This is a genomic window from Acidobacteriota bacterium, assembly GCA_016195325.1.
GTDB lineage: Bacteria > Acidobacteriota > Polarisedimenticolia > JACPZX01 > JACPZX01 > JACPZX01.
The window spans coordinates 32,679-58,735 of the sequence record JACPZX010000072.1; the positions used below are offsets into that span (position 1 = coordinate 32,679).

Genomic DNA, 26,057 nt, shown 5'->3' on the forward strand with positions numbered 1-26,057 from the left:
GGACGTAAGATCCGGTCCCTCATGGTTGAACGCCTGACCCCTGCCCGGCCACTCGCCTGGATCGCCGGTGCCCTGCTCGGGCTCGTCTCCGCGTCCGCCGTGCTCGCCGACGAGCCGGTCTACCTTATCTTTGAGGGTCGTCTCCACACGATCGCGGGGCCGCACGCCGCCCCCGAGTCCGAGGTCACCTTCCGCCTGACGAACCGGGCGGGAGGGGGCGACGTGCTCTGGGAGCAGGGGCCGCAGACCGTCGCGCTCCACGACGGTTACTTCCAGGCGGTCCTCGGTGACGGAGCCCCCCTCACACTCGATCTTTTCGGCGGCCCGAGATGGCTCGAGGTCGATTGCCCCGACTGCGCGGGGAGCCGGCGTTTCAGGATCGAGCGGCGGGGTGAGGCGATCGCGATCCTCGGCTCGGAGAAGCCCGTAAGGCCGGGTCCTCTCGCGGCGAAGGCGCTTCTCCGGAACCAGCGCCTTCACGATCAACGCGCGTACCCGACAGGCATCGTCCCGGGGGGCGCGATCGCGAAGGCGTACGCCGAGCTGGCGGCGTCGTCGCCGGTCACCGGGACCGATCCGACGATCGAGGCGCCCTCCTCCTCGCTGACGCAGGGGCAGTGGCTCGCCATCGGGCCGTCGAAGGTGACGAACGGCCAGACGAGCCCGACCGGCGACGTGAGCGGCCGCGTGAACAGCATCGCCGTCCACCCGACCGACCCGAACATCGTCTACGCCTGCGGCGCGCAGGGGGGCGTCTGGAAGTCCACGAACGCCGGCACGACCTGGATGGCCCTCACCGACACACTTCCCTCCCTCGCCACCGGCGCCATCGCGATCTCGACCTCGAACCCGAGCATCCTCTACCTCGGAACCGGCGAGGCGAACCTGTCGATCGACTCGTACTGGGGGGCCGGGATCTGGAAGTCCACCGACGGCGGGGCCAACTGGGCGCCGACGGGGCCGATCGATCCGAACCGCGCGCCGCTCAACAGCGCCGCGATCGCGCAGATCGTCGTGCATCCGACCGATCCGAATGTCGTCATCGCCGCCGTGGGGACCTTCCAGGAGGGGAACCGCCTCTTCAGCGGCGGGATCTATCGGACGACCGACGGCGGAGCGACATGGGCGCGCGCGCTCGGCACCGGGCTTCCAGCCGGCGCCGTCGCCGCCACCGACGTCCTCTTCGATCCGTCGAACCCGAACAACGTCTACGCGGGCCTCGGCTACATCGGCGGGTCGGCGAACAACGGCGTCTACAAGTCCACGAACGGCGGAGCCTCGTTCGGCGCCAGAATAGCCGGAGGGCTTCCCTCGACCAACGTCGGACGCATCAACCTCGGCATCTCGAAGAGCAGCCCGCTCATCGTCTACGCGGCGCATCACAGCGTCTCGGCGAGCACGCTCCTCGGCCTCTACCGGAGCGCCGACGGGGGGGCGAGCTGGACGTTCAAGAGCAGCACCGGCTACTCGTGCAACACGCAGTGCTGGTACGACCTGGTCGTCGCCGTCCACCCGACCGACCCGAACACCGTCTTCCTAGGGGGGGTCAACCTCTACCGTTCGACGAACGGCGGCAACACCTTCACCAGCATCTCGACGAGCAGCGGGACGACGGGAGGGCTTCACGCCGATCAGCACGCCCTCTTCTTCGCGCCGTCGCTCCCGACGCAACTCTGGAGCGGGAACGACGGCGGCGTCTGGCGGACGGACGATCCTTCGCCCGCCTCGCCGAACTGGGTGAACCGGAACGGAAACCTCGCTCTCCTCCAGTTCCAGAGCGTGGCGGTGCCGCCGGCCGATCCGAACGTCGCGTACGGCGGCACGCAGGACAACGGGACCATCAAGTACACGGGGAGCACCATCTGGAACCACATCCAGAACGGCGACGGGGGCCAGACGGCCGTCGACTTCGTTACCCCCGCCACCGTGTACCACACGTACTTCAACGTCTCGTTCGAGCGCTCCGACAACTCGGGAAGCACGTGGGCGACGAAGCAGTCGGGCCTCAACACCGCAGACCCTTCCGAGTTCTACGTCCCCGTCGAGATGGACCCGACGAACCCCGCGGTCCTCTACCTCGGCACGAACAAGCTCTACCGGACGCCGAGCCGCGGCGACTCGTGGTCTGCGATCAGCCCCGACCTCTCGATCGTGCCCGGCGATCCCAACAACCTCGGCGACATCACGGCCATCGGCGTCGGAAAGAACAACGCGAGCTTCATCTACACCGGCTCCTCGAACGCGCAGGTCTACGCCACCTCGAACCTGGGCGGCGCGTGGACCGACGTGAAGGCGGCGCCCCTTCCGACGCGCACCGTCGCGACGATCGCGGTGAGCCCGGTGGACGCGAACATCGCGTTCGTGGGCTACTCGGGGTTCGACGACCCGAACAACGGGAACGGCCACGTCTTCAGGACGGTGAACCGCGGGGCGTCGTGGACCGACACGACGTCGAACCTCCCGAACATGCCGGTAAACCAGCTCGTGATCGATCCGGTCGCGCCGCAGATGATCTACGCGGCCACCGACATCGGGCCGTACGCCTCGACGAACGGCGGGCAGACGTGGGCCCGCTACGCCGGCGGCCTCCCGAACGTGGCGACGTTCGAGATCGCCGTGCAGCAGCCGAACCTGCTCTTCACGGCGACGCACGGGCGCGGGATGTTCCAGGCCTTCGGCTGCTCGGGATCAGGGACGACCGATCTCGACGCGGATGGCATCGCCGACTTCTGCGACAACTGCGCCTCAGGATCGAACCCGGCCCAGACCGACGCCGATCATGATGGGTTCGGGGCCCCGTGCGACTGCGCCGACGCGGACGCGGCGATCCATCCGGGCTCGCCGCCTCCCTCGGACGTCGCCGAGGACGTCACGCTCGCGGACACCGGCGACCTGGCGTGGAGCGGCGCGACGCTCGCCCAGGGGTACGACGTCTATCGCGGCGGCATCGGTCCGACAACCCACTTCGCGTACAACCAGACGTGCCTCGCGAACACGGTGCCGGCCACGACCGTGAACGACGCGACGACGCCGGCGATCGGGAGCGCCTTCTACTACGTCGTCGCCTCGCGCAACTGCATGGCGGAAAGCGGCCTCGGGAGCCAGTCGAACGGCACCCCGAGGCCGAACTCGAGCCCCTGCCCGTAGGCGGAATCGCCCCTCAGCTCTCCGCGATGCGAAGCGGCTCCTTCGGAGCCGAGGCCTTGTACGAGGCCCTCTCCATCACCCGCTTCGACCACGCGGCGATGTTCGGGTACTTCGGATCCGGGAGGAGTCCCAGCGTCACCCACCCCTGCGTGATCGGCGCGAGCAGCGAGGCGTCCGCGAGCGAGAAGGCGTCCCCTCCGAAGAAGGTCCGGCCCTGGAGCTCCCTCTCGAGGCGCGCGAGGTGGCCGTGGATCTCGATCTTGGCCTCCTCGATCGCCTTGTGGTCGATCTGGGCGGCCGGCTTCCGCTTCAGGAGCGGCGGCGCGTACTCGAACTGCGCCATCGTGAACTTGCGCGAGGCCGCGAGGAGGTACTGGTCGGTAGTGTCCTCGATCATGCGGACGCGCGCCCTGTCGTAGGGGTCCTTCGGAAGCATGGCCGGGGACGGGTACCGATCCTCGAGGTACTCGGCGATGACCGTCGACTCGTAGATCGTGCGGCCGTCCTCGAGCTCGAGCACGGGCGTCAGGCGGAACGGGTTCATCTTCCCGAACTGCGGGTCCTCATTCTTGTTCTGGGGAGGCGGGACGAGCTCGTACGGGACGTTTTTCTCGGCGAGCACGACGCGCGCCTTCCAGCCGTAGGGAGACCGGTCGAAGCAGTGGAGCTTGATCAAGGGGAACCCTCCTGGTGGGTTGAGGCGGGCCGCGGTCGCCACCTCACGTGACGGGCTTCGGATCGGGGTCAGCGTAGGAGTTCGGCACGCGCGTATCAAGGCGGGACGAAGGACGGGCCGCGATCAGCGCGCGGGGTTCATCACGGCGACCCACTCCGCGCCGAACTCGCGGAGGCGCCACCGCGTCACGCCCGTGATCGACTCGAGCTCCGAAGGCGTGGCGATGCCGCTGCGCGCGAGCGCCTGAAGCGTCGACTGCGGCGCGAGGACGCCGGGGTCGAGCTTCAGCGACTCGGCCTTCTTCCGGCGCCACTCCTTCAGGGCCTCGAGCCGCCGATTGGCCGCGGGATCTCCCTGGCGCCTCTCGCCGCGCGTCGCCACGGGAAGGTCGTTCTCGGGCAGCGAAAGGCCGCGGCGGATGGCCTCGAGGATCTCCTCGCCGAAGCGGCGGATCATGAGCGGCGACATCCCGCGGACGCGCTTCAGGTCTCCCTCGTTTTTCGGCTTCGCGTGCGCGAGCGCGGTCAGCGTCTGGTCGGGGATCACCTTGAATGGCGGCCGGTTCACCGCGCGGGATCGTCCGTCGCGCAGGACCGCGAGTTCCCTCAGGACTCCCTGCTCGCGCCGGCCCAGGTCCCGCACGCCGCGGATCTTCCAGAAATGATCCGGATGAAAGGGCTCGCGCGACCACTCGCGCTGGGTCAGGAGCGAGAACTCCTCCTCGGCCCACGCGAGGCGGCCCGCGGCCACCAGCTCCGCGCCGAGGATCTCGCGCAGCGGCAGGAGATACCGGGTGTCGGTGAGCGCGTAGCGAATCTGCGATTCGGAGAGCGGGCGCTTGTACCACTCGTCGCGCTGGTGCTGCTTGGAGACCTTGACGCCGAAATGCCGCTCGATGAGAGCCGAAAGGCCCGTCGCGGGGTACCCCAGGAGTTGCGCGGCCAGGACGGTGTCGAAGATTCTCGTGAAGTGGATGGCGAAATCCCGCTTGAGGCAGACGATGTCGTAGTCGGAGCCGTGGAGGACGATCTCCCGCCGGGGATCCCCCAGGGGCTTCGCGAGCGGCGAGAGATCCTTCGCGGCGATCGGGTCGATGAGGTAATCCGTCCTTCGCGTCGACACCTGCACGAGGCAGACCTGCTCCTGGTAGTGGTGGAACGAGTCGCTCTCGGTGTCGAGGCCGATGACGGGCTCGTCGGCGACGGCCCGGGCGAGCGCCGACACCCCCTCGGCCGTGTCGATCCACTCCCAGGGGCGCGAATCCATCACGCCGCCCGCTCGCCGAGGAAGAACTCGCGGACGGACGCCAGGGAATCGACGACCGGGTACGGCGGCAGCGACTTGAGGAAGGTGGAGCCGTAGCGCTTCGTCCGCAGTCGGCCGTCGAGCACCGCGAGCACGCCTCGATCGGTGCGCGCGCGCAGGAGCCTTCCCAGCCCCTGCTTGAGATCGATGACCGCGGCGGGAAGCTGGTACTCCTCGAAGGCGTTCCCCCCGCGCCGGCGCACCGCCTCGCAGCGGGCGGCGACGATCGGATCGCTAGGGACGTCGAAGGGGAGCTTCTCAATCACGACCAGGCTCAGGCTCTCGCCGGGAACGTCCACGCCCTGCCAGAACGACGCCGTCGCGAGGAGCACGGCGTTCGGCGTCGCGCGGAAGCGGTCCAGGAGCGCGTGGCGCGACGCCTCTCCCTGCATCAGGAGCGGCCAGTCCACGGTCCCCTCGAGGCTCTCGCGCTCGCGCCTCATCGCGGCGAGCGATGTGAAGAGGAGGAAAGCGCGCCCCTCTGTGATCGCGAGAAGCGAACGAATCTGGTCGTCGACGGCCTGGGCAAAGGCGGCTTCCGACGGCTCAGGGGTCGCGGCGGGCACGTACAGGATCGACTGCGTCTCGAGATCGAACGGCGAGGGGAGCGACAGCGTCGCTGCGCGGCCGAGGCCGACGCGCTCCCGCACGAACTCGAACGATCCGTCCACCGTCAGCGTCGCGCTCGTCAGGACCGCGGCGTCGATTCGCTGGAAGAGCAGCTCCCTGAGCTGCGATGAGACGTCGATGGGGGACGCGGTGAGGAAGATGCCGCGCCCGCGCCGCTCTCCCCAGAAGACCGCAGAATCGTCGTCGGTTTTCAGTAGAAACTCGAGCGTCCGGGCCAGGTCGCTCCCGCGCCTCCGGAGCGCGTCGCTCTCCTCGGAGGGGTTCTCGAGGCTCTCCGCGGCTCGCGCGATGCCGTCCAGCGCGAGGCGCGTCTCGTCGAGGCGCCGCCGCGTGTCGCCGTCCGCGAGGAGCGGCGCGAGCAGGAAGCGTCCGCGAAGCTCCTCGCCGAACAGCGCGTGCATGTCGGCGGCGGCCGCCTTCAGCTCCCGGCCGCCCATCGCGAGGGCGCTCCCTTCGGCCGAATCCGACGCGCGCCGCTCCGCGAAGGCCGCAGCGTCCACCGCGAGATCGGCGATCTGGTACGACGAGAGCGAGCGCCCGAGGTGCGCCGTCGCCACCTCCTCGAGCATGTGCGCCTCGTCCACGATGAGGAAGCGGTACTCCGGGATGATCGCCCCGTAGGCCGAGGCCTTGAGCACGAGATCGCTCAGAAGGAGGTGGTGATTGACGACGATGAGGTCGGCCTCCTGCGCGCGGCGGCGCATGCGCGTCAGGAAGCAGGCGTCGTACTGCTCGCACTTCTGGCCGAGGCACGTGTCGGCCCGCGCGTCGATCTTCTCCCAGGGGCGCCACGGCTCGGGGAGCTCGGCGAGCTCGGCGCGGTCGCCGGTGTCGGTGGCGCGCGCCCACGCGCGAACCCCCGCGAGCCTCGAGGCCTCGAGGGCCGCGTCTCCGCCGAACCCGGTGAGGGCGCCCTGCGACGTGAAGCCGTCGAGGCGGTGGACGCAGAGATAGTTTTCTCGCCCCTTCATCAGGGCGGCGCGGATGGGCCGGCCGATGACCTTCGAGAGCAGGGGGATGTCGCGCTGGAAGAGCTGGTCCTGGAGCGTGCGCGTCCCCGTCGAGATGACGACGGTCCTGCCCGAATCGATCGCCGGCACGAGGTACGCGAAGGTCTTCCCGGTTCCGGGGGGCGCCTCGACGAGCAGATGCTCCGCCTCCTCGAGCGCCCGCCCCACCGCCACGCCCATGCGCACCTGCGACGGGCGGGGCTCGTAGCCGGGGTGACGCGACGCGAGCAGGCCTCCCGGCTCCAGGACCTCTCGAATCACCGGATCAGGATCCCGAGACGGCGGGCGCGCCGAGGAGCCGGTAGGGAAGGGGGAAGGAGCGGCAGACCTCGACCACGTCGCGGCGCACCGAGGCCGAGACGCCGGCGTCGTCCGGCGCGGCGAGCACGCGGGCGATCATCGCCGCGATCGCGCGCATCTGGTCGAGGCCCATCCCGCGCGTGGTGACGGCCGGCGTGCCGATGCGAATACCGCTCGGATCCATCGGCGGCCGCTCGTCGAACGGGATCGAGTTCTTGTTGACCGTGATGGCCGCGCGATCGAGAGCTTCCTCGGCGGTCTTCCCCGACAGTCCCTTGGTCGCCACGTCGACGAGGAAGAGGTGGTTGTCGGTGCCGCCCGATACGATGCGGTAACCCGCGCCGGCGACCGCCGCGGCCAGCGCCTTCGCGTTGTCCAGCACCTGCTGCTGATACTTCCGGAACGCGGGCGCCGCCGCCTCCTTCAGGCAGACCGCCTTCGCGGCGATGATGTGGACGAGGGGCCCTCCCTGGATGCCGGGGAAGAGGCGCTTGTCGAGATCCTTCGCGTGCGCCTTCGTGCAGAGGACCATGCCGCCCCGCGGCCCGCGCAGCGTCTTGTGCGTCGTGGTCGTCACGAAGTCGGCGTGCGGGACGGGGCTCGGGTGAAGGCCCGCGGCGACGATCCCGGCGATGTGGGCCATGTCCACCATGACCAGGGCGCCGACCTCGTCCGCGATGCGACGGATGCGGGGGAAGTCGATGATGCGCGAGTACGCGGACGCCCCGGCGATGATGAGGCGCGGCCTGCGCTCGCGCGCCAGCGCCTCCATCTCGTCGTAGTCGATCGTCTCGTCCGCGCGGCGCACGCCGTAGGGGATGATCTCGTAGAGGAGTCCCGAGAAATTCAGGGGATGACCGTGCGTGAGATGGCCGCCGTGCGACAGGTTCATCCCGAGAACGCGGTCGCCGGGCTTGAGAGCGGTCATGTACACCGCCATGTTCGCCTGGCTGCCGCTGTGCGGCTGCACGTTGGCGTGCTCGGCGCCGAAGAGGGCGCAGGCGCGATCGCGCGCCAGGCGCTCGACGCGATCGACGTTCTCGCAGCCCCCGTAGTAGCGCCGGCCGGGGAGCCCCTCGGCGTACTTGTTCGTGAAGACCGTGCCCGCGGCCTGCAGGATGGCGGGGCTGACGAAGTTCTCGGAGGCGATGAGCTCGAGCCCCTCCTGCTGCCGCCTCACCTCGTGGTCGATCGACTCCGCGATCTCCGGGTCCACCGCCTGCAGGGAGCTTTCGTCCCCGTTCATCTCTCTCTCCCGTCTTCCTGCCGTCGATCGGGCTCCGCGCGGAGACGTCATGCCGGAGGCGGCAGACCTCCGGTGGAGAGCGCGGTGCCGTCGATGCGGTGGATCTCTTGAAGGGCGTACGAGTCGGTCATTCCGGCGACGTGATCGACGATCAGCCGGAAGAAGACCCCCGAGCCATGGTAGCGCCGGGCTGATTCGGTTTCCACGGCGGCCGGCGGGACGTCGCGAAGGTAGGGCCCCCCGGCGATCTCCTTGAACCGGATCAGCACGTAGTCGTCGAGGAGGCGCGGATCGTCCCGGTAAGCAGCGACGAGCGATTCGATCCCGAGCCGAGCCCGCCGCCGCGCCGCCGCCGCGGCGGACGACGATCCGACGCGCGCGCCGAGCGCCGCGCGCAGGCTCTCGAAGAGGCCAAGGGTGCGGGGCGCGAGCTCCACGATCCGCGGAGGAAGGCGGTGCCTCGAGGCGAGGTACGCCGCGTGGTCCACCACCCCCTCGGCCCGCGCCCACCCGCGCAGCGCCTTCTTCGCGCTGTGGATCGTGCCGGTCACGAGCAGATGCGTCAGCCCGCGGTGGATCGCGTTCGCCTTCATGAAACGGCGCCGCGAGCCGGCCGGATACCGATCGCCGAGGTGCCGGATCAGCTCGCGCACGATGGGAAGGCTCTCGGCCTCCTCCACCGGAAGATCGCCGCCGCGCAGGGCGTCGTCGAGATCTCCCATCGTCGCCGCGATGCGCGACGCGGATCGCACCGCCTGCGCTTCGGGGGAGGGCGGGCGCCTGGGCTCGAGCGCGGCGACGTCGAGCCCGTCGCCGATGGAGCCGGGCGTTGCCGGGATCGGCTCGGCGGGGCGCAGCTTGAGGAGACCCTCTCTCACGTCATGCGTGAGGTTCAACCCGGGATGTTCGTAGCGTTTCTCGAGGAGATCGACGACCCGCAGCGCCTGGGCGCCCGCGTCGAAACCGCCGATCGAGCTCACCCGGGATTCGCGGCAGACGGCATCGAGGGCGGTCTCGCCGTCGCGACCGAACGGGGGCGTGCCCAGCGCGTGGCCGAGGGCGATCGCCTCCGTGAGATCCTCGTTCAGCGCGAGGGCGCGAGCGATCGTCCGGGCGATCTGGGTCACTTCGAGAGTCAATGTGAGGCGGTCGCGCCTCTCCGCGCCGGCGGCCCCGCGCGCCTCTCCCTTGAGCCTCAGCCGCCGGAAGGCCCGCGCGTGGAGAATCCGATCGCGGTCGCGCTGGTATTCGGTCCGGTAGTCGAAGGCGCGCCCGTCGCGGGGGATGGGGCGCGCGCGCGCGGCGTCGCGGCTCCGGAGCGCGAAATCCGCGAGGGATCCCTCCTCGCGCTGCTCGATCTCGTCGCGGGTGATGTCCATCGCCGACGCTCGCTCCCGGGCCGCTCGCGCGCCGCAGCCGGGAGGGCGCGCGTCAGATGTCGGCGGCCCCGTGCGCGGTGTTCGGCGGATAGGCGGCGTCATGGTAGGCGATCGTCACGGCTCCGATCGCGATCGGAACGCTGATCCACACTCCCACGACGAGGAATACGGCTCCGGAGATCGCGACGATGAAGACCGCGGCCGCGAAGATGGTCTGCGCGAGGAGATCCTTTGCGCCGAGAGTTCTCGCGATCTTCAGCGCCTCTCCCGGACCCACGCCGCGATCCACGGCCACGGGGATCGAGTACAGGAACAGCGCGCCGAGGATCCACCCGGGGACGAACAGGAAGATCGAGCCGAACAGGACCATCCCCATCAGCGCGAGGCCGACGAGGAGGTTGGTCGTGAAGTTCTCGAACCCGAGGAACGCGTCCGCGATGTCGATCTCCTCGCCGCGACAGCGCTTGAGCGTCATCGCGACGAGGCCCCCCGCCGCCGGACCGGTCAGGAGGCCGCACGTGAAGATGGAGAAGCCGCCGAGAATCGCCCCCGCGAGGATGAACTCGAACGGGTTGGTGGCGATGATCTGGATCGCGCGGCCTACGTACCCCTTCTCCAGCATCCGGGTCTCACGTCTCGCGCCGGTCGGGTTCGTTGTCCCGCCGCAGGACCAGGTAGGTGATGGAGCCGGCGGTGTTGAAGAAGACGAACGGGTACACCGCGGTCGCCACGACGATGCCGAGGAGCGAGATGCCGAGGAGAAGCCCTGAGAGATCGTAGTGCCATGGCACGTCGGTCTGCGCCGGCACGTAGGGGAGCCAGCGCTCGAACGGCCTGAGAAAGACCCGAAACGACTCCGGGATGGCGCCGAGGGACTGCTCGAACCTGGCGTCCATGATCGCGAGCGCCGACCAGTTGGCGATGTAGAGTCCGGCCCAGACGACGGAGCCGAGCACCGCCGTCATCACGAGTCCGGCGACACCGACCACGAACTCATACAGCAGCAGCGTGAAACCCCGGCGCCGCACGAGCTGAAACATCTCCATGAGCACGCCGAGGGCGCCAACGCCCCGGAGTGCGATGATGGAAGGGTAGAGAAACGTGCCGAGCGTGTGGACCACCGCGGTCAGCGTCGCCATGAAGGCCAGGAGGAAGACGAGGAGGAACGAGGCGCTGAAGATGATGGGGCCGATGCCGGGAACGGCGCCGATGAGCTCGATGAGCGCCATGAAGCCGAGAAAGACGAGCCCCAGCGCGCCGAAGGCCACCGGCGTTCCGACCAGCGTGGTCCACCTCTCGGTGAGGAACCGCCGGAGCTCGTCGGCCCCCGCGCGGCGTCCCTCGATGAGCCGGGTGAGGCTCAGGCGCGCGATGATCCCGGCGAAGACGACCCAGATGCACGACGCCGCGACGGCCCCCGCCACGTTGAAGACGTTTCTCGCGGCGGCTTCTCCTGTCTTGACGCCCAGCCAGTGGGCGACCCCGAACGTCGCGCCGGAGAGAAAGAGCCCGACCCCGCCGATGAGGAGCGTCCGGGGATCGAACGAGATGGGGATGGCGCGCGGAATATCCTTGAGCGACCACCGGCGCTCGAGGCCGCCAGGATCTGGGGTCGTCGGGAAGTCGGCGGGGTCGCTCAACGCACCTCCGATGATAACTTCCTATGGCTCAATGGTTAGCCGGGCGACGAGCCCCAATCTATCGAAGGGCTGGCCGACTGTCAACGAAAGCAAGACGCCGTTTCGGCTGCCTTCTCGGATGTTATGCTTTGCCGGCATCCGGAGCCGGCCCGAGCGGCGCAAACGCTGCCGAAAGGCTCACTTGGCTTGGCTCTCGGGAAACTTTCAGTTGACTTTGGTTTGGGGCTGGCGTATATAAGAGCGCACGATCATCGCGCCTCAAGTTCTGTGTCCGGGGGAGAATGTCTTTAAATTCCAAGACTTGCGGGTCATCTTGTTGAAGGAGGGGGTATGAACAGAGTACTCCGGTCGTTCGTCGGCTCGGCGTTGAGCCTTTGCTTGGCGGGGTCCATGGCATTGGCTGCGCCGTCCGCGAAGACGGCCCCGATTACCACGGGGGATTTCGTGGTTAGTCTCGTGAAGGCGATGGATCCGAAGGCGCCCGCAGGCCTCACCGCGGACGCGGCCGTCAAGGAGCTGGGCAAGCTGGGAATCGGTGTCTCGGGTTCCCTCGGCTCGCCGCTCACCGAAGGGCAGCTCGTGACGCTTCTCCGGCAGTTCGGCGTGAATGTCCGCGCGGCGGATCCTGGTCGCGAGGTCACTCAGGCCAAGGCCAACAACGTCATCAGCACCTTCCGCGGCGAGATCACGAAGGTCGCAGCGGTGGGTGGTCTGGTTTCGGCTGGTGGTTACACGGGTGACGACTTCAACAACGGTAACGGCAAGGGCGGCAAGTTCAAGAGGAAGGCGAACCTGAGCCCGGGCAACAAAGACGAGTAGTCGAGCCTGAGCGCGGTCGTTCTCGCATTCGGGATTTGATCCGCCAGCCCGAAAGGGCTCGAATAACCCCCTCCCGAAGGGTAAGTCGGGAGCGGTCGCCGCAAGGCTGCAGGCAACAGGCAAGTTTGAAATCGAGAGCCGCAGGGTGGAGACGCCCTGCGGCTTTCGTGTTTTCGCGCGCCGGGGCTGCATGCCGGATACGGCGAGATCACTTCCTGGCCGGCTCGTCGGCGTCGACGGGCGCCCCATCCGTTCCATAAACCCGCAGGAAGAATCCAAAATCCGCACCCACCCGGCACGTCTTGACGAGGATGGTGTTTTCCCCCTGAACGAGAGGAGCCGCCACACTGCGCTCGGGGACGTGAGATCGAGCCTCGAGACTATCGTCCAGCGTCGCCGGCGGGCCCCCGGGCGCTCCCGGAGGTGGCGAGCGGAATGGGGACTGAGCGTCGAGCTCCCGGCCGTCGACGTACACGCGGAATTCGTCGTCGGTCGTGATGGCGAGCGTCGCCGTCTGGCGTGAGGGCGACCGCAGCGTGGCGACCGCCACGCCGCATGCGTCATGGACGGTCGGCGGCAGGCTCATGGCTTCGTCGAGATTCACGAAGCCCTCCTCGAACTGGCGCTCGAGTCCGGCGGCTGCGGGGCCTTCCGGAACGATGATGTCCTCCTCCACGACTCCGGTCGATGCGCTCCCTCCGCCTCCCGCCGCGGGCGCCCGCGCCGCGGACGCCGGTTCGCCGTCCAGAGCCGCGTCGAAGAGCCGTCTCGCGGGGTCCGGGTACCATCCTGTCACCCGCCAGCGCGTCACGAAAGAGAAGCCGTCGGCCAGGAAGAAGACGGCCGCGTGGGGATCGACGTAGCGTTGGAAAAACCTCGGATCCCGCCGCGCCGCCGTCAGGAAATCCTCCGCCTCTGGAATCGCGAAGACCCATCGTGCTCGAAACGTCTCCCGGATGGGGGAGTAAAGATCCTGGACATCGTCGTGGGCGATGTCGCTCCACAGGCGCCAGCGCGCGGGATCGGTCGCGTACATGAAGACAGGGTCGAGGCCGACGAGGTAACGAAATTGCGGGTTGAAATAGAAGAGCTGGGGGAAGTCGTCCCAGTCGAGGTGGAAGATGGTCTCTCCCGCCGGGACGTTCGCCCGCATCCACTCGGACGCGTCGGCGTAGATGGGTCCCGGATCCCTCGCGATGATCCGTGACGCGCGGCGCGCGTTCAGTCCGACGAGGAGGACAAGGGCGACCGTCACGGCTGAGGCGTACGCCCGCCCGCGCCGGGAAAAGGGCGCGGCGGAGTCCGCGCCGTCCGGCTCGCGCCGCGCTGCGTCGCGCACCGCGACCGCCGCCAGCAGGAGAGCGAAGGGAGCGAGGAACTCGATGAAACGCTCGCTCATCATGGCCATGGCGAGGAAGACCGAGGAGACGAGAAGCAGCGTCCTCGCCTCGGCGGAGGCTCTTCTTCGTCCGAACGACATCAGGCAGATCGCGAGAAACAGCGCCGCGAAGACGCCCAGGCCGTTCGTGAGGAGATCGGCGGAAGTCCTCGGCTCCAACTCGACGCCGAGTCGCAGCTCCGGGACGCGACTCCACGCGAGATCGAGCACGCGCACGTTCTGAACCCACCAGAGCTTCAGGTTGTTGGGGAAGAAGGGGCTGAAGAGAGCCCCGGCCGCGGCGCCGGCGGAGGTGTAGAGCGTGAGACGGAGCGAGCGCCGGCCGGAGGCGTCGCGCCCCGCGGAGACGTCGTGGAGGAGCGCCACGCCGGGGAGAAGGTGGAACGAGATGTGCGCGTGCGGGTAGATCGCGGCGATCGCGAAGGCCCAGCGCTCCCGTCGCGTGAGGATGGCGCAGGTGCCGGCCATCGCGAGGCCCACGGCGAGGGTCACCGGCCGCATGGCGTCGAGGCGGTACAGGAAGTCGAGCGATGAGGCGAGGAGGGCCGCCGTGAAGAGAGCGGGCCATGGGACGCGGAGGGTCCGGCAGACGGCGTAGAAGACCGCGACTGCGACCCCTCCGAAACAGGCCGCCGCCGCGCGGGCTCCTGCGATGAGATCGCCGAAGGTGAAGGGGATCAGCAGGACGTGATAGAGGAAGTCCTTGTCCGCGTACCGATCGCGGAGAAACGTTTCCTGCCACCAGGGAAACGTTCGCGAGAATCCCTCGGTCCTCAGGACCTGGGCGTATCGGATGTGGAAGTAGGGGTCGTACCCGTAGAGGCCGCTCGAAGCGCCTCTGAGAACATAAAGGAAGGCGGCCGCGGCGGCCGCGACCATGGCCAGCTCGACGAGCCGGCTTCGCCCCCGGACGGGTTCGATCGCGCGCGCCATCATGCCTGCGCCGCAAGCTACGGCAGGCTCTCGGGCCTGTCAACGAATCCGGGGGTCGCCGTGACATGCCGGCGCGTTTGACCGACTTCCGGCACTGAACTATGATTTGCGGCTCTTCCAGTCCTGTCTTCCACCGGGGGGCGATGTCCAGCAACGCATCGAGTGGGCGAGGGACTCCCTCCTTCGCCGGCATCGTCCTCTCGCTCTTCTTCGTCTCCGGAGCGCTCGGCCTGATCTACGAGGTCGTGTGGCTCCGCATGCTCATCCTCGTGTTCGGCTCGACCCATTTCGCGGTGACGACCGTGCTCACCGCCTTCATGGGGGGCCTGGCGCTGGGAGCGTATCTCCTGGGCCGCCGTGTCGACGCGCGCCGGGATCCGGTGAAGCTCTATGGGCTCCTCGAGATCGGGATTGGCGCGTACGCCCTCGCCATCCCCTACCTGTTCAAGCTCCTCATCCCCCTGAGCCGGGTTCTGTGGACCGGGTTCAACCCGTCGTTCTACGTCTTCAGCCTGCTCCGGTTCTTCTTCGTCGGCGCCGTGCTGCTCGTGCCGTGCGCCTTCATGGGCGGCACGCTGCCGGTTCTCGCCCGTTTCATCTCGAGGAACCGCGATGAGATCGGGCTCGACATCGGCACGCTCTACGGAGTGAACACCTTCGGCGCGGTCGTCGGCGCCGCGCTGACGGGCTTTCTCCTCGTTCCCGGGATCGGCGTTCAGGCGACCATCTACCTCGCCGCCGCGCTCAACGTCCTGCTGGGCCTCGCGGCCCTCGAGGTCGCGCGGAGGAACCGGGCCGCCTCCCCGGAGCTCGACCCGGCGCCGTCGTCGCCCGCGTCGCGAATCCAGCTTCCGGCGGACGTCCGGCGCATCCTCCTCGTCTTCGCCTGCTCCGGTTTCATCGCCATGGTTTACGAGATCGCCTGGACGCGCGTGCTGGCGCTGGTCATCGGCTCGTCCGTCTACGCCTTCACGGTCATGCTCACGACATTCCTCGTCGGCCTCGCGGCGGGGGCGAGCCTGATGTCCCGCGTCGCCGATCGGCTGGGAGCTAAGTGGGGCCACGAAGCCGTGGCGGCGATCATGGCGGGGACGGGCGTGGCGGCGTTCGGAACGCTCCTCCTGTTCCACCAGCTCCCGTACGCCTTCTCGCTGGCCTTCCACCGCATCCACGGAGCCGCGAGCCCCGCGCGCGAGCAGGTTCTTCTCTTCGGATTGGAGTTCGCGATGGCAGGCGTGGTCATGCTCCCGCCCACGCTTCTCCTCGGGGGCATGTTCCCGCTCGTCGTCCGCATCTGCGGCTCCGCGCTTCCCCTGGTCGGGCGAACGGTCGGAACGGCGTACACGGCCAACACGATCGGGACCATCCTCGGCTCGGCTCTCGCGGGCTTCGCCATCGTGCCCCTCGCCGGCATCCAGGGGTCGATTCTCCTGGCCGTCGTCGCCAATCTCCTTCTCGCGGCGATGCTCCTCGCCGCCCGTCGCGCTCCCGAGTCGACCCGCGGCGGGACGCGGAGATGGATCGCGGCGGGCGCGTGCGTCGTGGCCGCCGCCTCACTCTGGGCCTTCCGTCCCTCGTGGAACGCGCTCCTCATGAACAGCGGTGTCTACCAGTACGCGGCGGACATGTCGGAGTCCGACCTGACCGACAAGGGCTTCTACGAGTACACGCAGGGCGACTTCCAGCTCCTCTTCTACAAGGAGGGGGTGACCGCCGCCGTGATGGTGGCGGGAGAGAAGCAGACCAAGGACATCTGGCTCTCCGTCAACGGCAAGATCGACGCCTCGTCGTTCGGCGACTTGCAGACCCAGCTCCTCTCGGGGCACCTCCCGCTGCTCTTCGCCGATCGGCACGACGACGTCGTGGTCATCGGCTATGCGAGCGGCATCACCGTCGGCGCCGTCACCCAGTACGACATCAAGTCGCTTACGGCCGTCGAGATCGAGCCGGCGATCCTGCAGGCGTCGGAGCTCTTCAAGGACTACAACCACGATCCGCTGGCGAACCCCCGCGTGAAGGTGGTCACGGGGGACGGGCGCAACTTTCTCCTCGTGACCCCCGACAGGTACGACGTCATCATCTCCGAGCCTTCGAATCCGTGGATGACCGTCGCGTCGAATCTCTTCACGAAGGAATTCTTCGAGATCGGCCGCGAGCGCCTGAAGCCGGGCGGAGTCTTCGCGCAGTGGCTCCAGCTCTACGGCATGCAGCCGAGCGATCTTCGGGCGCTGACCCGGACGTTCGCCTCGGTCTTCCCCAACGTGATGGTGTTCAACACGATTCCCGACGCCGATCTCGTGCTCATCGGATCCGACAAGCCTCTCGCGTTCGACATGGAGAAGCTGAGGGATCGGATGTCGGACCTCGACATCGCCCTCGATCTCGGGCGCGTGCGGGTGCTCGGCGTGTCGGACATGCTCACCTACTTCATCATGGGCAACGACGAGGTCCGCGCGTTCGCGGGTGAAGGCGAGCTGAACACCGACGACAACGCGCTCATCGAGTTCCACGCGCCGCGCAGCCTGCACTTCGAGACGCGCAACGAGAACCGGAAGGCGATCCTCGATCACGCCGCCGATCCCATCGGCTTCCTCTCCGAGCGGCCGAACGCGCCGGAGCTGAAGTCGGTGTTCTACCAGGACATGGCCGAGGCGTATCTGCGGCGCGGCATGCACGAGGCGGCGCGGAAGGCGATCGACAGGGCCCTGTTCCTTCACGAATCCCCGGAGGCCAGGACGATCCTGACGCGGATCGACGAGGCCGTGGCGATGAAAGCGAGGCAGCACGCCGCCGGCGCGCGTTGACACCCTCGAGAGGGTCTGGTAGACATCCCCGATGCCGTCGCTCCGGCATGACCAAACACACCGCTCCGGCGAACCGGGTCCGCTCCACGCGGATCGGCTCGGCGACCGATCGTCGCCCGCCCTCGTGCTGGTTCACGGCATCACCGGCTCGCGCCGCTACTTCACCGGGCGCGTCCGCGGCCACGCCTCCCGCTACCGGATCCTGATACCCGATCTCCCGGGATTCGGCCTCTCCCCGAAGCCGCACGTCGACTACACCCCGCAGTTCTTCCGCGACTGCCTGCGGCGGTTCCTGGTCGAGGAGGGAGTGGCCGGGCGGCCTCACATGATCGTCGGCCACTCGCTCGGCGCGATCGTGACGGCCGAGTACGCCGCGGCCTGGCCTGACGAGGTGACGCGCGTGGCGCTGCTGAGCCTCCCGAGGTACCGCTCTCCCGAGGAGGCGCACCAGCTCTTCTGGAGCGGATCCCCCTCGTACCGGAAGCTCCTCGGCGAGCACTCGATCGGGCAGAATCTCGCGCAGCTCCGGCGGACGGGGCTCGATCTCTTCCTCCGATACGCGATGAGGCTTCCCCTGGCCGTGTACGCGGACGCCAGGAAATTCACACTGCGCTCGCTCACCTCCACGCTCTGGCATTCGCTCCTCAGTTACAACGTGGATTCGGCGCTCTCGCGCCTTCGACCGATGCCGACCCTCCTGATTCACGGGAAGCGCGATCAGGTCGCGCCGCTCGCGAACGTGCGGCCGCTGCCCTCGCTCTATCCGTTCATGCGGCTCGAGGAGATCGACGGTTCGGGGCACCACATCTTTCTCACCCACACGAGGCGGTGCCTCGCCCTCATCGATGCGTTCGCCGAATCCAGTCGGGCGCCTGCGCCCGCCCAGGCGGGTGCGCCCGTCAAGCAGTCGTCCTTCCCTCCGGCTTGACAGTCCAGCCGGCCGGGTCTTACCCAGCGCGCGCGCCGCGACGAGGCTCCCCGCCCCGTTGCGGCGACGCGTTGATGCGCGTCCATCGCGAAGTCCCCGGGACCCACCGGGCCGGCCGCGGGAAGAGGAGAACGAGAGATGCGATGGGACAAGCTGACGACCCGGGCGCGCGAGGCCGTCGAGGCCGCCGTCGCCTCCGCCCGGTCGGCAGGACACCCCGAGACCCGCGCCGAGCATCTCCTGCTCGCCCTTCTGGCCCAGCCCGACGGGATCGCGGGCTCCCTTCTGGAGAGGATCGGCGCCCGCCCCGAGGAGGTGACGGCCGCCGTCCGCAAGCACCTCGACAGGCTCCCCCGCGCCACCGGCGGCGCGATGTCCGAGCCTGCGATCTCGCAGGAGCTCGGCGCGGCGCTCGATGACGCGGTCAAGGTCGCGGACGGATTCAAGGACGAGTACGTCTCCACCGAGCATCTCCTCCTCTCGCTGGCCGGGCTCCGGGGAAGCGAGGCCGCGCGCCTCCTGACGCTCGCGGGAGCGAGCCCGCGCCATCTGCTCGACGCCCTCAAGAGCGTGCGCGGATCGCATCGGGTGACCGATCCCGAGCCCGAGAGCAAGTACGAGGCCCTCAAGCGGTACGGAAAAGACCTGACCGAGCTGGCGCGCAAGGGAAGGCTCGACCCCGTCATCGGGCGCGACGAGGAGATCCGCCGAGTCATGCAGGTGCTCGCGCGGCGCACCAAGAACAACCCGGTTCTCATCGGTGAGCCGGGAGTCGGCAAGACCGCCATCGTCGAGGGGCTGGCGCGACGCATCATCAACGGCGACGTCCCCGAGAGTCTGCGGAACCGCCGGCTCGTGCAGCTCGACCTCGCGGCCCTCGTCGCGGGAACGAAGTACCGCGGCGAGTTCGAGGATCGTCTGAAGGCCGTCCTCGGCGAGATCGAGGCGGCGAACGGCGACATCATCCTCTTCGTCGACGAGCTGCACACGCTCGTCGGCGCCGGGGCGGCGGAAGGATCCATCGACGCCTCGAACATGCTCAAGCCGATGCTCGCGCGCGGCGAGCTGCGGTGCGTGGGCGCGACCACGCTCGCCGAGTACCAGAAGTACATCGAGAAGGACAAGGCGCTCGAGCGGAGGTTTCAGCCCGTTCTCGTATCGGAGCCCGACGTCGAGAGCACCATCGCGATCCTCCGCGGCCTCAAGGAGCGGTACGAGGTTCACCACGGCGTGAGGATTCAGGACGGCGCGATCGTCGCTGCGGCGACGCTGTCGAATCGCTACATCACGGATCGTTTCCTCCCGGACAAGGCCATCGACCTCGTCGACGAGGCGGCCTCCCGCCTGCGCATGGAGATCGATTCGATGCCTTCCGAGATCGACGATCTCCAGCGACGTCTCGCCCAGCTCGAGATCGAACGCCTCTCGCTGAGCCAGGAGAAGGACGACGCATCGAAGGAGAGGCTCTCGAAGATCGGGGGGGAGATCGTCGGCCTCCAGGAGGCGGCCTCCTCGCTGAAAGCGAGATGGACGACCGAGAAGGAGGCCATCGCGCGGATCCGCGCGCTGAAGGAGAAGATTGAGGGGGCGCACCTCGCCGAGGAGAAGGCCGAGCGCGAGGGAGACTTCGGCAAGGTCGCCGAGATCCGCTACGGCACGATCGGAGCCCTCGCGAAGGATCTCGACGCCGCGAACGCCCGGCTCGCGGTCGTGCAGCGGAGCGGCCGGATGCTGAAGGAGGAGGTCGAGGCGGAGGACATCGCCGAGGTCGTCGCGCGATGGACGGGCGTCCCGGTGTCGAAAGTCCTCGAGGGCGAGATCGCGAAGCTCCTCAGGATGGAGGACCACCTCAGGCGCCACGTCGTGGGCCAGGATGAGGCGATCGCCGTCGTGGCGAGCACGCTGAGGCGCTCGCGCGCGGGAATCTCCGATCCGAACCGCCCCATCGGCTCGTTCCTCTTCATGGGCCCCACCGGTGTGGGCAAGACCGAGCTCGTGCGCGCTCTCGCCGAGTTCCTCTTCGACGACGAGCGGGCGATGGTGCGACTCGACATGTCGGAGTACATGGAGAAGCACGCGGTGTCCCGGCTCGTGGGCGCGCCTCCGGGGTACGTGGGATACGACGAAGGGGGGCAGCTCACCGAGGCGGTCCGGAGGAGGCCGTACGCCGTCGTTCTCCTCGACGAGATCGAGAAGGCGCATCCCGACGTGCACAACATCCTGCTGCAGATCCTCGACGACGGGCGCCTGACCGACGGGAAGGGGCGCACCGTGAACTTCCGCAACGCGGTGATCGTGATGACGTCGAACCTGGCTGGAGAGATGATCCGGCAGGCCGCCGCTCGGGGCGCCGACGCGGCGCCCGGGGTGCAGGAGGCGCTCCGCGCCCATTTCCGGCCGGAGTTCCTGAACCGGATCGACGAGATCGTCGTTTTCCGGCCGCTCGCGCGCGAGTCGATCCGGCGCATCGTCGATCTCCAGATCGCGAGGCTGCGTCGCTCGCTCGACGACCGCGGCATCTCCCTGACGATCACCGAAGCCGCGGCGGAGGAGCTGTCGCGCGAGGGGTTCGATCCCGAGTTCGGCGCGCGGCCTCTGAAGCGCGTCATCCAGAGGCGCCTCGAGAACGCGCTCGCGTCCCGCCTGCTCGAGGGAGCGTTCGCGGAGGGCGACACGATTGTCGCCGACGCGGGCGAGGACGGCGCGCTCGTGCTCCGCAGGGAGGAAGGCGAGAAGGCCGCCGGGAGGGAGCCTTGAAGCGCCGAAAGACCCCGCGTATAATCCCCGCGTCTCCGGCGAGTTCCCCCAAACGACGACACCCCGACACACTTTTCCGATCTGAAGAGGAGAAAACGCCATGGCGCTCTCCAGGTGGGACCCGTTCCGGGACATGACCACGCTCCAGGAACGCATGAACAAGCTCTTCGAGGACTCGCTGACGCGAAGCCGCGCCACCGACCAGGAGTTTCCCATGGGATCGTGGACCCCCGCGGTCGACGTGTACGAGACGGACGAGAAGGTCGTGCTGAAGGCCGACCTTCCGGGAATCGACCAGAAGGACATCGACCTGCGCATCGAGGACGGCACGCTCATCATCCGCGGTGAGCGGAAGTTCGACAAGGAGAAGAGCCAGGAGGACTTCCACCGGATCGAGCGAGCCTATGGCTCGTTCCACCGCACCTTCCGGCTCCCCGGCAGCGTCGATCAGGCGGCGGTGCACGCGACACACAAGGACGGAGTGCTCGAGGTCGTGCTGACGAAGAAGGCCGAGACGCGGCCCCGCCAGATCAAAGTCGAGGTGAAGTGACACCATGAATTCGATCAAGACCGTCTTCCTGCTCGGGCTGCTGACCGGCCTCATCGTCGTCTTCGGCAACGTCTTCGGCGGGCGCAGCGGCATGGTCATGGCCCTCGGCGTCGCCGCGGTGATGAACTTCGTCTCGTACTGGTTCTCCGACAGGATCGTCCTCGCGATGCACGGTGCGAAGGAGATCCAGCCGATCGACGCCCCCGAGGTCTTCTCGATCGTGGCGAACCTGACGCAGAAGGCCGGGATGCCGATGCCGCGCATCTATTACATCGACGGGCCGTCGCCGAACGCCTTCGCGACGGGGCGGAGCCCCGATCACGCCGCCACGCTCGCCGGGGCGATCATGGTGCTGGCGCACGTCGCCCAATGGGGAGCCTTCCTCGGAGGGTACGGGGGCCGCGACAACGACCGGGGGCCGAACCCGATCGCTCTCCTCGTGACGGCCATCCTCGCCCCGATCGCGGCGACCCTGATCCAGCTCGCCGTCAGCCGGAGCCGCGAGTACGAGGCGGACGCCTCGGGCGCGACGCTCGCCGGCCACCCCGACGGACTCGCCAGCGCGCTCCGAAAGCTCGGGCAGGCGTCGGGGAGAGTTCCACCGATGCAGACCAGCCCGGCGGTCGGGCACCTCTACATCGTCAATGCCTTCTCGGGCCGGGCGCTGATGAACATCTTCAGCACGCACCCTCCCCTGGAAGAGCGCATCGCCCGCCTCCTCGGCCAGCGCTGATCGCGCGCCGCCATCCCATGACGCCCCGGGGAGTGAGGGTTCTCGTCGCCTCCTCGGGAGCTCTGCTCGCGGCCGCTCTTTCCGCCACCGCCGTCGCGCAGGAGGAGGCGCCGCCGGCCCGCCCCATCGTCCAGGTGGCGCAGACGGCCGGGCCCGCCGTCGTCAACGTCTCGACCGAGGAGAAGGTCGACAACCCGTTTCACCGGACGTTTCTCCAGGCCGTGTTCGGGTCCCTCTTCGACGTGGATCCCTCCGGAGCCGCGGCAACGGGCTCGCTCGGGTCCGGCGTCCTCGTCGACGCCCGCGGGTACGTGCTCACGAACGAGCACGTGATTCTCCGCGGCACGAAGATCTTCGTCCGCCTCGCCGACCGGCGAAGGCTGCCGGCCGAGGTCGTGGGGACCGACCCCACGTCGGACCTCGCGGTCCTCAAGATAGAGGGAGGCGCGGACTTTCCGTCGATCCCGTTCGGCCGCTCGAGCGATCTCGCCGTGGGTCAGAGGGTGATCGCGCTCGGCAACACCCAGGAGGGTCCGGGGAGGACCATCGCCGTGGGCGTCGTCTCATCGCTCCACCGGCAGGTGCGCGCGGGCGGGCGCGTCGATGGAGACTTCATCCAGACCGACGCCGCGGTGAGCGCCGGAAACAGCGGCGGGCCGCTTCTCACGTTGAAGGGGGAGCTCGTCGGCGTGAGCACGTCCCTTCACATCGACGGCCCCGCGGTCTCGCTCGCGATTCCGGCGGACCGCGCCCGCAAGGTCTTCGCGGACATGCTGGGCTACGGAGAGGTCCGCGGTGCGTGGCTCGGCCTCGACGTGCGCACCGTGCCCGCGATGGTCGACCTCGACGGCGCGGGCCTTCCCGCCGGGGCGGCGGTCCGCAGGGTCTACCCGGGCTCCCCCGCCGAGCGCGCGGGGATCGTGGAGGGGGACGTCATCGTCCAGATGGCGACCGCGAAGATCGAAAGCCATGAGGACTTCGATGCCGCCGTGTCGGGGCTCCGTACCGGAGACGGCGTCTCGCTCGCGTTCTACCGGGGCTCGGAGAACCGCGCGGCGTCGCTGACGGTGGGGGAGTTCCCTCCCGGGCTGGCCGAGGCCTACCTGTCGGACCAGGTCGGCGTGGATCTCGCGGACATCTCGCCGGCGATGCGCGCGCAGTACCCGCAGCTTCCGCCCGAGGGGGTGATCGTCACGCGGGTCCGGGTGCGGAGCCACGCGCACGCGACCGGGCTCGAGGAGGGGGACGTCCTCCGCCAGATTGACGGCACGACCCTGCACGAGATGACGACGCTCCGCGCCGCCGTTCCCAGGATGGTCGGGCGGGGCTCCCTCCTCCTCAAGGTCGCGCGGGGCCGCAACAGCTACTACGTCACGCTCGACATGGAGTGACGTTCTTCGGGCCCGCCCCTACGCCTCGAGCGATTCATCTGACCTTCTTGGCCCGCACGGTCTGATCTGGCGGACGAACGATCATCTCGGTCACCAGGCCATGTTCATCTCTGACAAACGTGAAGGTCACATTGTCGACCGTGACGAAGAACTCTGCGCCTGCTTCGTGATAGAGCTCAACGGGTTGGCTGCCCAGCGGTGGAGCGAGAATGAACAGCCTGCCGCCATCAAGCGTCACCATGAAATTCACGCTCGGCGCAAACTGATACTCGCCCACATACTCCTTGCTGGTCTTCTCATCCATCACAGTGAGAACGTGTTCTCGGGTGCCGTAGAGCGGCCATTCATACTCGTCGGCGATGCTCCGGATGATCTCGAGCACAAACCGGCCACCGTCACTGTCACCGTTCGTCATGACGACCGCGCCCTGGCCTGTCTGACTGAACGCGATCAGAAAGGAACGGTAGCCATCATTCCATCCACTGTGATTGAAGCTCGACGCTTCACCCTCGATTCCAAGATCAAGGCCCAACCCCCAATGGCCTGCTTGTCGCGTGAGCATCTGTCGCGTCATGTCCGTCGACAGCACCTTGTGGGAGCGGCCCAACGCCGAGGTTTCAATTTCAATCTCAAACAGCGCCAGGTCACTTGGCGTCGTCCAGAGTCCCGCCGCGGCCATTTCGGGGAAGACCCGCCACCTGCCGGCGAGCATCTCTCCGTCGCGGTCGTGTCCGCTGGCGGCAAATCCCGACAGATCCCGAGAAAGAGGTTGTTGAAAGAAACTGTGGTTCATCCCAATCGGAATCAACACGATCTTCTGCATCAGCTCGCTGAACGCCTCACCCGAGGTGTCCATCAGTAGTTGTTGCAGAACGCTGTAGCCTCCACCCGAGTACTGCCAGCGACTACCCGGAACAAATGACACCTGGAGCGCCGGCGTCTTTGACTGTGCCGTCCCACCAAGAATCTCCAGCAGACCAGGAACCGTCTGGTCGGGCGTATAGGTTCCGACGCTGGAGTTGGTGATTCCCGAACTGTGACTCAACAAACGGCGCAACGTTACTTTCTCATCTCTCGCGAACTCGCTGTCAGGGAGCTTCCACGAAACGAGTGTCTTGTTCACGTCGTCATCCAGGGAGAGCCTGCCATCCTGAACCAGACGCAACGCCGCCAGAGCCGTCACGGGCTTGCTGATGGATGCCGCCTGAAAAAGAGTGTCGGTGGTCACCGCCTCATTCGTGCCGATTTCCTTGACACCGTATCCGTGTGCCCAGTCGATCGACCAGTTGCTGATGACTGCGACGCTGACGCCCGGCACTTTGTAGAACGCCATCCGGTCGATCAGGCTGAAGCGAGCAGCCGTACGCCCCGTGATTCTGACTGGAGCTCCGAGGCCGCGCTCGACTCGCGCGATTCTGTCCGTCGAATCTGGTCGCGGAGTTCTCGGAAGGCTTGGAGTTTGGCGAGCAGGAATGCGTCGAACGGGCTGAGAGTGCGGGGTGAGTGTCAGGAGCGATAACAGGCAGACGGTGAAAACGGGTGTGTTGCGAGACATCCGAATTCCTCGTGAGTGTGGAAGCGTTGAGACCAAACACCGCGCCCGGCGGGTCCTCGGGATCACGCCTCGAGCGCCCTCCCGAAATCCTCGATGAGATCTTCGGCGTGCTCGATTCCGCAGCTGATGCGGACGAGATCGTCGGTCACCCCCACGTGCTCGCGATCCGCGCGGCTCATTCCGGCGTGCGAGGTCAGGGCCGGCCGCGTGATGAGCGTCTCGACGCCTCCGAGGCTCGGCGCCGCGTAGGCGATCGTCACCGACCTGAGCAGGCGCTCAGCCGCCTCCTCGCCCCCCTTCAGACGCACGCTCAGCATGCCGCCGAAACCCGACAGGGCCTCGCGCGCGTGCGCGTGATCGGGATGGCTCTCGAGACCCGGATAGTTGACGGCGAGCACGCTCGGGTGCGCCGAAAGGAACCGCGCGAGGGCCGTCGCCGTCGCGTTCTGGGCCCGCACCCGCAGGGCGAGCGTCTTGAGGCCGCGCGCGAGGAGGAATGCGGCATGCGGATCGAGCGATCCGCCGAAGTGGTTCAGCGTGTGGCGGACGCGGTCGACGAGCTCCTTCCGGCCGACGACGCACCCCGCGACCAGATCGGAATGGCCGTTGAGGTACTTTGTCGCGCTGTGGAAGGCCAGATCGAAGCCGAAGGGGATCGGGCGGAAATTCACCGGGCTCGCGAAGGTGTTGTCGATGAGCGTCGTCAGCCGCTCACGGCGCGCGAAGTCGACGACCTCGCGCAGCCTCGGGACGCGCATCAGAGGGTTCGCGATCGTCTCCACCAGGAAGAGGCGCGTCGTGGGGCGCCTGGCCTTCGCCCACGCGCCGGGGTCCGCGGCGTCGACGAAGGTGTAG

General features: G+C 68.1%; 18 protein-coding genes. 8 read left to right on the forward strand and 10 right to left on the reverse strand.

Going from position 1 to position 26,057, the window contains the following annotated elements; genetic code table 11:
- Positions 1 to 21 precede the first annotated feature (21 nt).
- Positions 22 to 3,147, forward strand: coding sequence for a hypothetical protein (locus HY049_13560; GenBank protein MBI3449928.1), 3,126 nt, complete (start codon positions 22 to 24; stop codon positions 3,145 to 3,147).
- 13 nt (positions 3,148 to 3,160) lie between these two features.
- Here HY049_13560 and HY049_13565 read toward each other — a convergent pair whose 3' ends face one another.
- The 7 genes from HY049_13565 to HY049_13595 all read right to left on the reverse strand — a co-directional run bounded on the left by HY049_13565 (position 3,161) and on the right by HY049_13595 (position 11,333).
- On the reverse strand, positions 3,161 to 3,823 hold the full coding sequence (locus HY049_13565; GenBank protein ID MBI3449929.1) for a glutathione S-transferase family protein: 663 nt from the start codon (positions 3,821 to 3,823) through the stop codon (positions 3,161 to 3,163).
- A gap of 123 nt (positions 3,824 to 3,946) precedes the next feature.
- Entirely contained in the window at positions 3,947 to 5,089 is a 1,143-nt protein-coding gene (locus HY049_13570) for a ribonuclease D (GenBank protein ID MBI3449930.1), read from the reverse strand.
- A complete protein-coding gene (locus tag HY049_13575; protein ID MBI3449931.1) occupies positions 5,089 to 7,029 on the reverse strand; it encodes an ATP-dependent DNA helicase in 1,941 nt (646 codons plus the stop codon). The genes HY049_13570 and HY049_13575 overlap by 1 nt, the downstream gene beginning before the upstream one ends.
- 4 nt (positions 7,030 to 7,033) lie before the next feature.
- Positions 7,034 to 8,314 carry a serine hydroxymethyltransferase gene (locus HY049_13580; protein MBI3449932.1) on the reverse strand — a complete coding sequence of 427 codons (1,281 nt, stop codon included), beginning with the start codon at positions 8,312 to 8,314 and terminating at the stop codon, positions 7,034 to 7,036.
- Between the two features lie 47 nt (positions 8,315 to 8,361).
- The gene (locus HY049_13585) at positions 8,362 to 9,693 is read right to left on the reverse strand and encodes an HD domain-containing protein (protein MBI3449933.1); all 1,332 of its coding nucleotides are present in this window, start codon (positions 9,691 to 9,693) and stop codon (positions 8,362 to 8,364) included.
- Positions 9,694 to 9,745: 52 nt separating this feature from the next.
- Positions 9,746 to 10,315 carry a hypothetical protein gene (locus HY049_13590; GenBank protein MBI3449934.1) on the reverse strand — a complete coding sequence of 190 codons (570 nt, stop codon included), beginning with the start codon at positions 10,313 to 10,315 and terminating at the stop codon, positions 9,746 to 9,748.
- 7 nt (positions 10,316 to 10,322) lie between these two features.
- Positions 10,323 to 11,333: a hypothetical protein gene (locus HY049_13595; GenBank protein MBI3449935.1), complete on the reverse strand. Its 1,011-nt coding sequence runs from the start codon at positions 11,331 to 11,333 to the stop codon at positions 10,323 to 10,325.
- Between the two features lie 465 nt (positions 11,334 to 11,798).
- Between HY049_13595 and HY049_13600 the strand changes: the two genes are divergently transcribed.
- Positions 11,799 to 12,152, forward strand: a complete 354-nt coding sequence (locus HY049_13600) for a hypothetical protein (protein MBI3449936.1) — start codon at positions 11,799 to 11,801, stop codon at positions 12,150 to 12,152.
- 208 nt (positions 12,153 to 12,360) lie between these two features.
- Here the strand turns inward: HY049_13600 and HY049_13605 are convergent, their stop codons facing one another.
- On the reverse strand, positions 12,361 to 14,484 hold the full coding sequence (locus HY049_13605) for a hypothetical protein (protein MBI3449937.1): 2,124 nt from the start codon (positions 14,482 to 14,484) through the stop codon (positions 12,361 to 12,363).
- Positions 14,485 to 14,627: 143 nt separating this feature from the next.
- Between HY049_13605 and HY049_13610 the strand changes: the two genes are divergently transcribed.
- From HY049_13610 to HY049_13635, 6 genes are all read left to right on the forward strand, one after another.
- A complete protein-coding gene (locus tag HY049_13610; GenBank protein ID MBI3449938.1) occupies positions 14,628 to 17,288 on the forward strand; it encodes a fused MFS/spermidine synthase in 2,661 nt (886 codons plus the stop codon).
- A 31-nt stretch (positions 17,289 to 17,319) separates the two neighbouring features.
- A complete protein-coding gene (locus HY049_13615) occupies positions 17,320 to 18,216 on the forward strand; it encodes an alpha/beta hydrolase (GenBank protein MBI3449939.1) in 897 nt (298 codons plus the stop codon).
- 138 nt (positions 18,217 to 18,354) lie between these two features.
- Positions 18,355 to 20,973, forward strand: coding sequence for an ATP-dependent chaperone ClpB (clpB, locus tag HY049_13620; GenBank protein ID MBI3449940.1), 2,619 nt, complete (start codon positions 18,355 to 18,357; stop codon positions 20,971 to 20,973).
- A gap of 100 nt (positions 20,974 to 21,073) precedes the next feature.
- The gene (locus tag HY049_13625) at positions 21,074 to 21,523 is read left to right on the forward strand and encodes an Hsp20/alpha crystallin family protein (protein ID MBI3449941.1); all 450 of its coding nucleotides are present in this window, start codon (positions 21,074 to 21,076) and stop codon (positions 21,521 to 21,523) included.
- A 4-nt stretch (positions 21,524 to 21,527) separates the two neighbouring features.
- Complete coding sequence (locus tag HY049_13630; GenBank protein MBI3449942.1) at positions 21,528 to 22,256, forward strand: M48 family metalloprotease; 729 nt, start codon at positions 21,528 to 21,530, stop codon at positions 22,254 to 22,256.
- Positions 22,257 to 22,273: 17 nt separating this feature from the next.
- A complete protein-coding gene (locus tag HY049_13635; GenBank protein ID MBI3449943.1) occupies positions 22,274 to 23,647 on the forward strand; it encodes a trypsin-like peptidase domain-containing protein in 1,374 nt (457 codons plus the stop codon).
- 34 nt (positions 23,648 to 23,681) lie between these two features.
- Here the strand turns inward: HY049_13635 and HY049_13640 are convergent, their stop codons facing one another.
- Both HY049_13640 and HY049_13645 read right to left on the reverse strand, forming a co-directional pair.
- Positions 23,682 to 24,980, reverse strand: coding sequence for a serine hydrolase (locus HY049_13640; GenBank protein ID MBI3449944.1), 1,299 nt, complete (start codon positions 24,978 to 24,980; stop codon positions 23,682 to 23,684).
- A 284-nt stretch (positions 24,981 to 25,264) separates the two neighbouring features.
- Positions 25,265 to 26,057, reverse strand: a 793-nt coding sequence (locus tag HY049_13645; GenBank protein ID MBI3449945.1) for a PLP-dependent transferase, incomplete at its 5' end; no start/stop codon positions are given.

What these genes read in the sequence shown, in the direction of transcription:
- HY049_13560 (MBI3449928.1), top strand. Translation starts at nt 22, where the DNA reads ATGGTTGAACGCCTGACCCCTGCCCGGCCACTCGCCTGGATCGCCGGT.
- HY049_13570 (MBI3449930.1), bottom strand. Translation starts at nt 5,089, where the DNA reads ATGGATTCGCGCCCCTGGGAGTGGATCGACACGGCCGAGGGGGTGTCG.
- HY049_13580 (MBI3449932.1), bottom strand. Translation starts at nt 8,314, where the DNA reads ATGAACGGGGACGAAAGCTCCCTGCAGGCGGTGGACCCGGAGATCGCG.
- HY049_13585 (MBI3449933.1), bottom strand. Translation starts at nt 9,693, where the DNA reads ATGGACATCACCCGCGACGAGATCGAGCAGCGCGAGGAGGGATCCCTC.
- HY049_13590 (MBI3449934.1), bottom strand. Translation starts at nt 10,315, where the DNA reads ATGCTGGAGAAGGGGTACGTAGGCCGCGCGATCCAGATCATCGCCACC.
- HY049_13600 (MBI3449936.1), top strand. Translation starts at nt 11,799, where the DNA reads ATGGATCCGAAGGCGCCCGCAGGCCTCACCGCGGACGCGGCCGTCAAG.
- HY049_13605 (MBI3449937.1), bottom strand. Translation starts at nt 14,484, where the DNA reads ATGGCGCGCGCGATCGAACCCGTCCGGGGGCGAAGCCGGCTCGTCGAG.
- HY049_13610 (MBI3449938.1), top strand. Translation starts at nt 14,628, where the DNA reads ATGTCCAGCAACGCATCGAGTGGGCGAGGGACTCCCTCCTTCGCCGGC.
- HY049_13615 (MBI3449939.1), top strand. Translation starts at nt 17,320, where the DNA reads ATGCCGTCGCTCCGGCATGACCAAACACACCGCTCCGGCGAACCGGGT.
- clpB (MBI3449940.1), top strand. Translation starts at nt 18,355, where the DNA reads ATGCGATGGGACAAGCTGACGACCCGGGCGCGCGAGGCCGTCGAGGCC.
- HY049_13625 (MBI3449941.1), top strand. Translation starts at nt 21,074, where the DNA reads ATGGCGCTCTCCAGGTGGGACCCGTTCCGGGACATGACCACGCTCCAG.
- HY049_13630 (MBI3449942.1), top strand. Translation starts at nt 21,528, where the DNA reads ATGAATTCGATCAAGACCGTCTTCCTGCTCGGGCTGCTGACCGGCCTC.
- HY049_13635 (MBI3449943.1), top strand. Translation starts at nt 22,274, where the DNA reads ATGACGCCCCGGGGAGTGAGGGTTCTCGTCGCCTCCTCGGGAGCTCTG.
- HY049_13640 (MBI3449944.1), bottom strand. Translation starts at nt 24,980, where the DNA reads ATGGCGTTCTACAAAGTGCCGGGCGTCAGCGTCGCAGTCATCAGCAAC.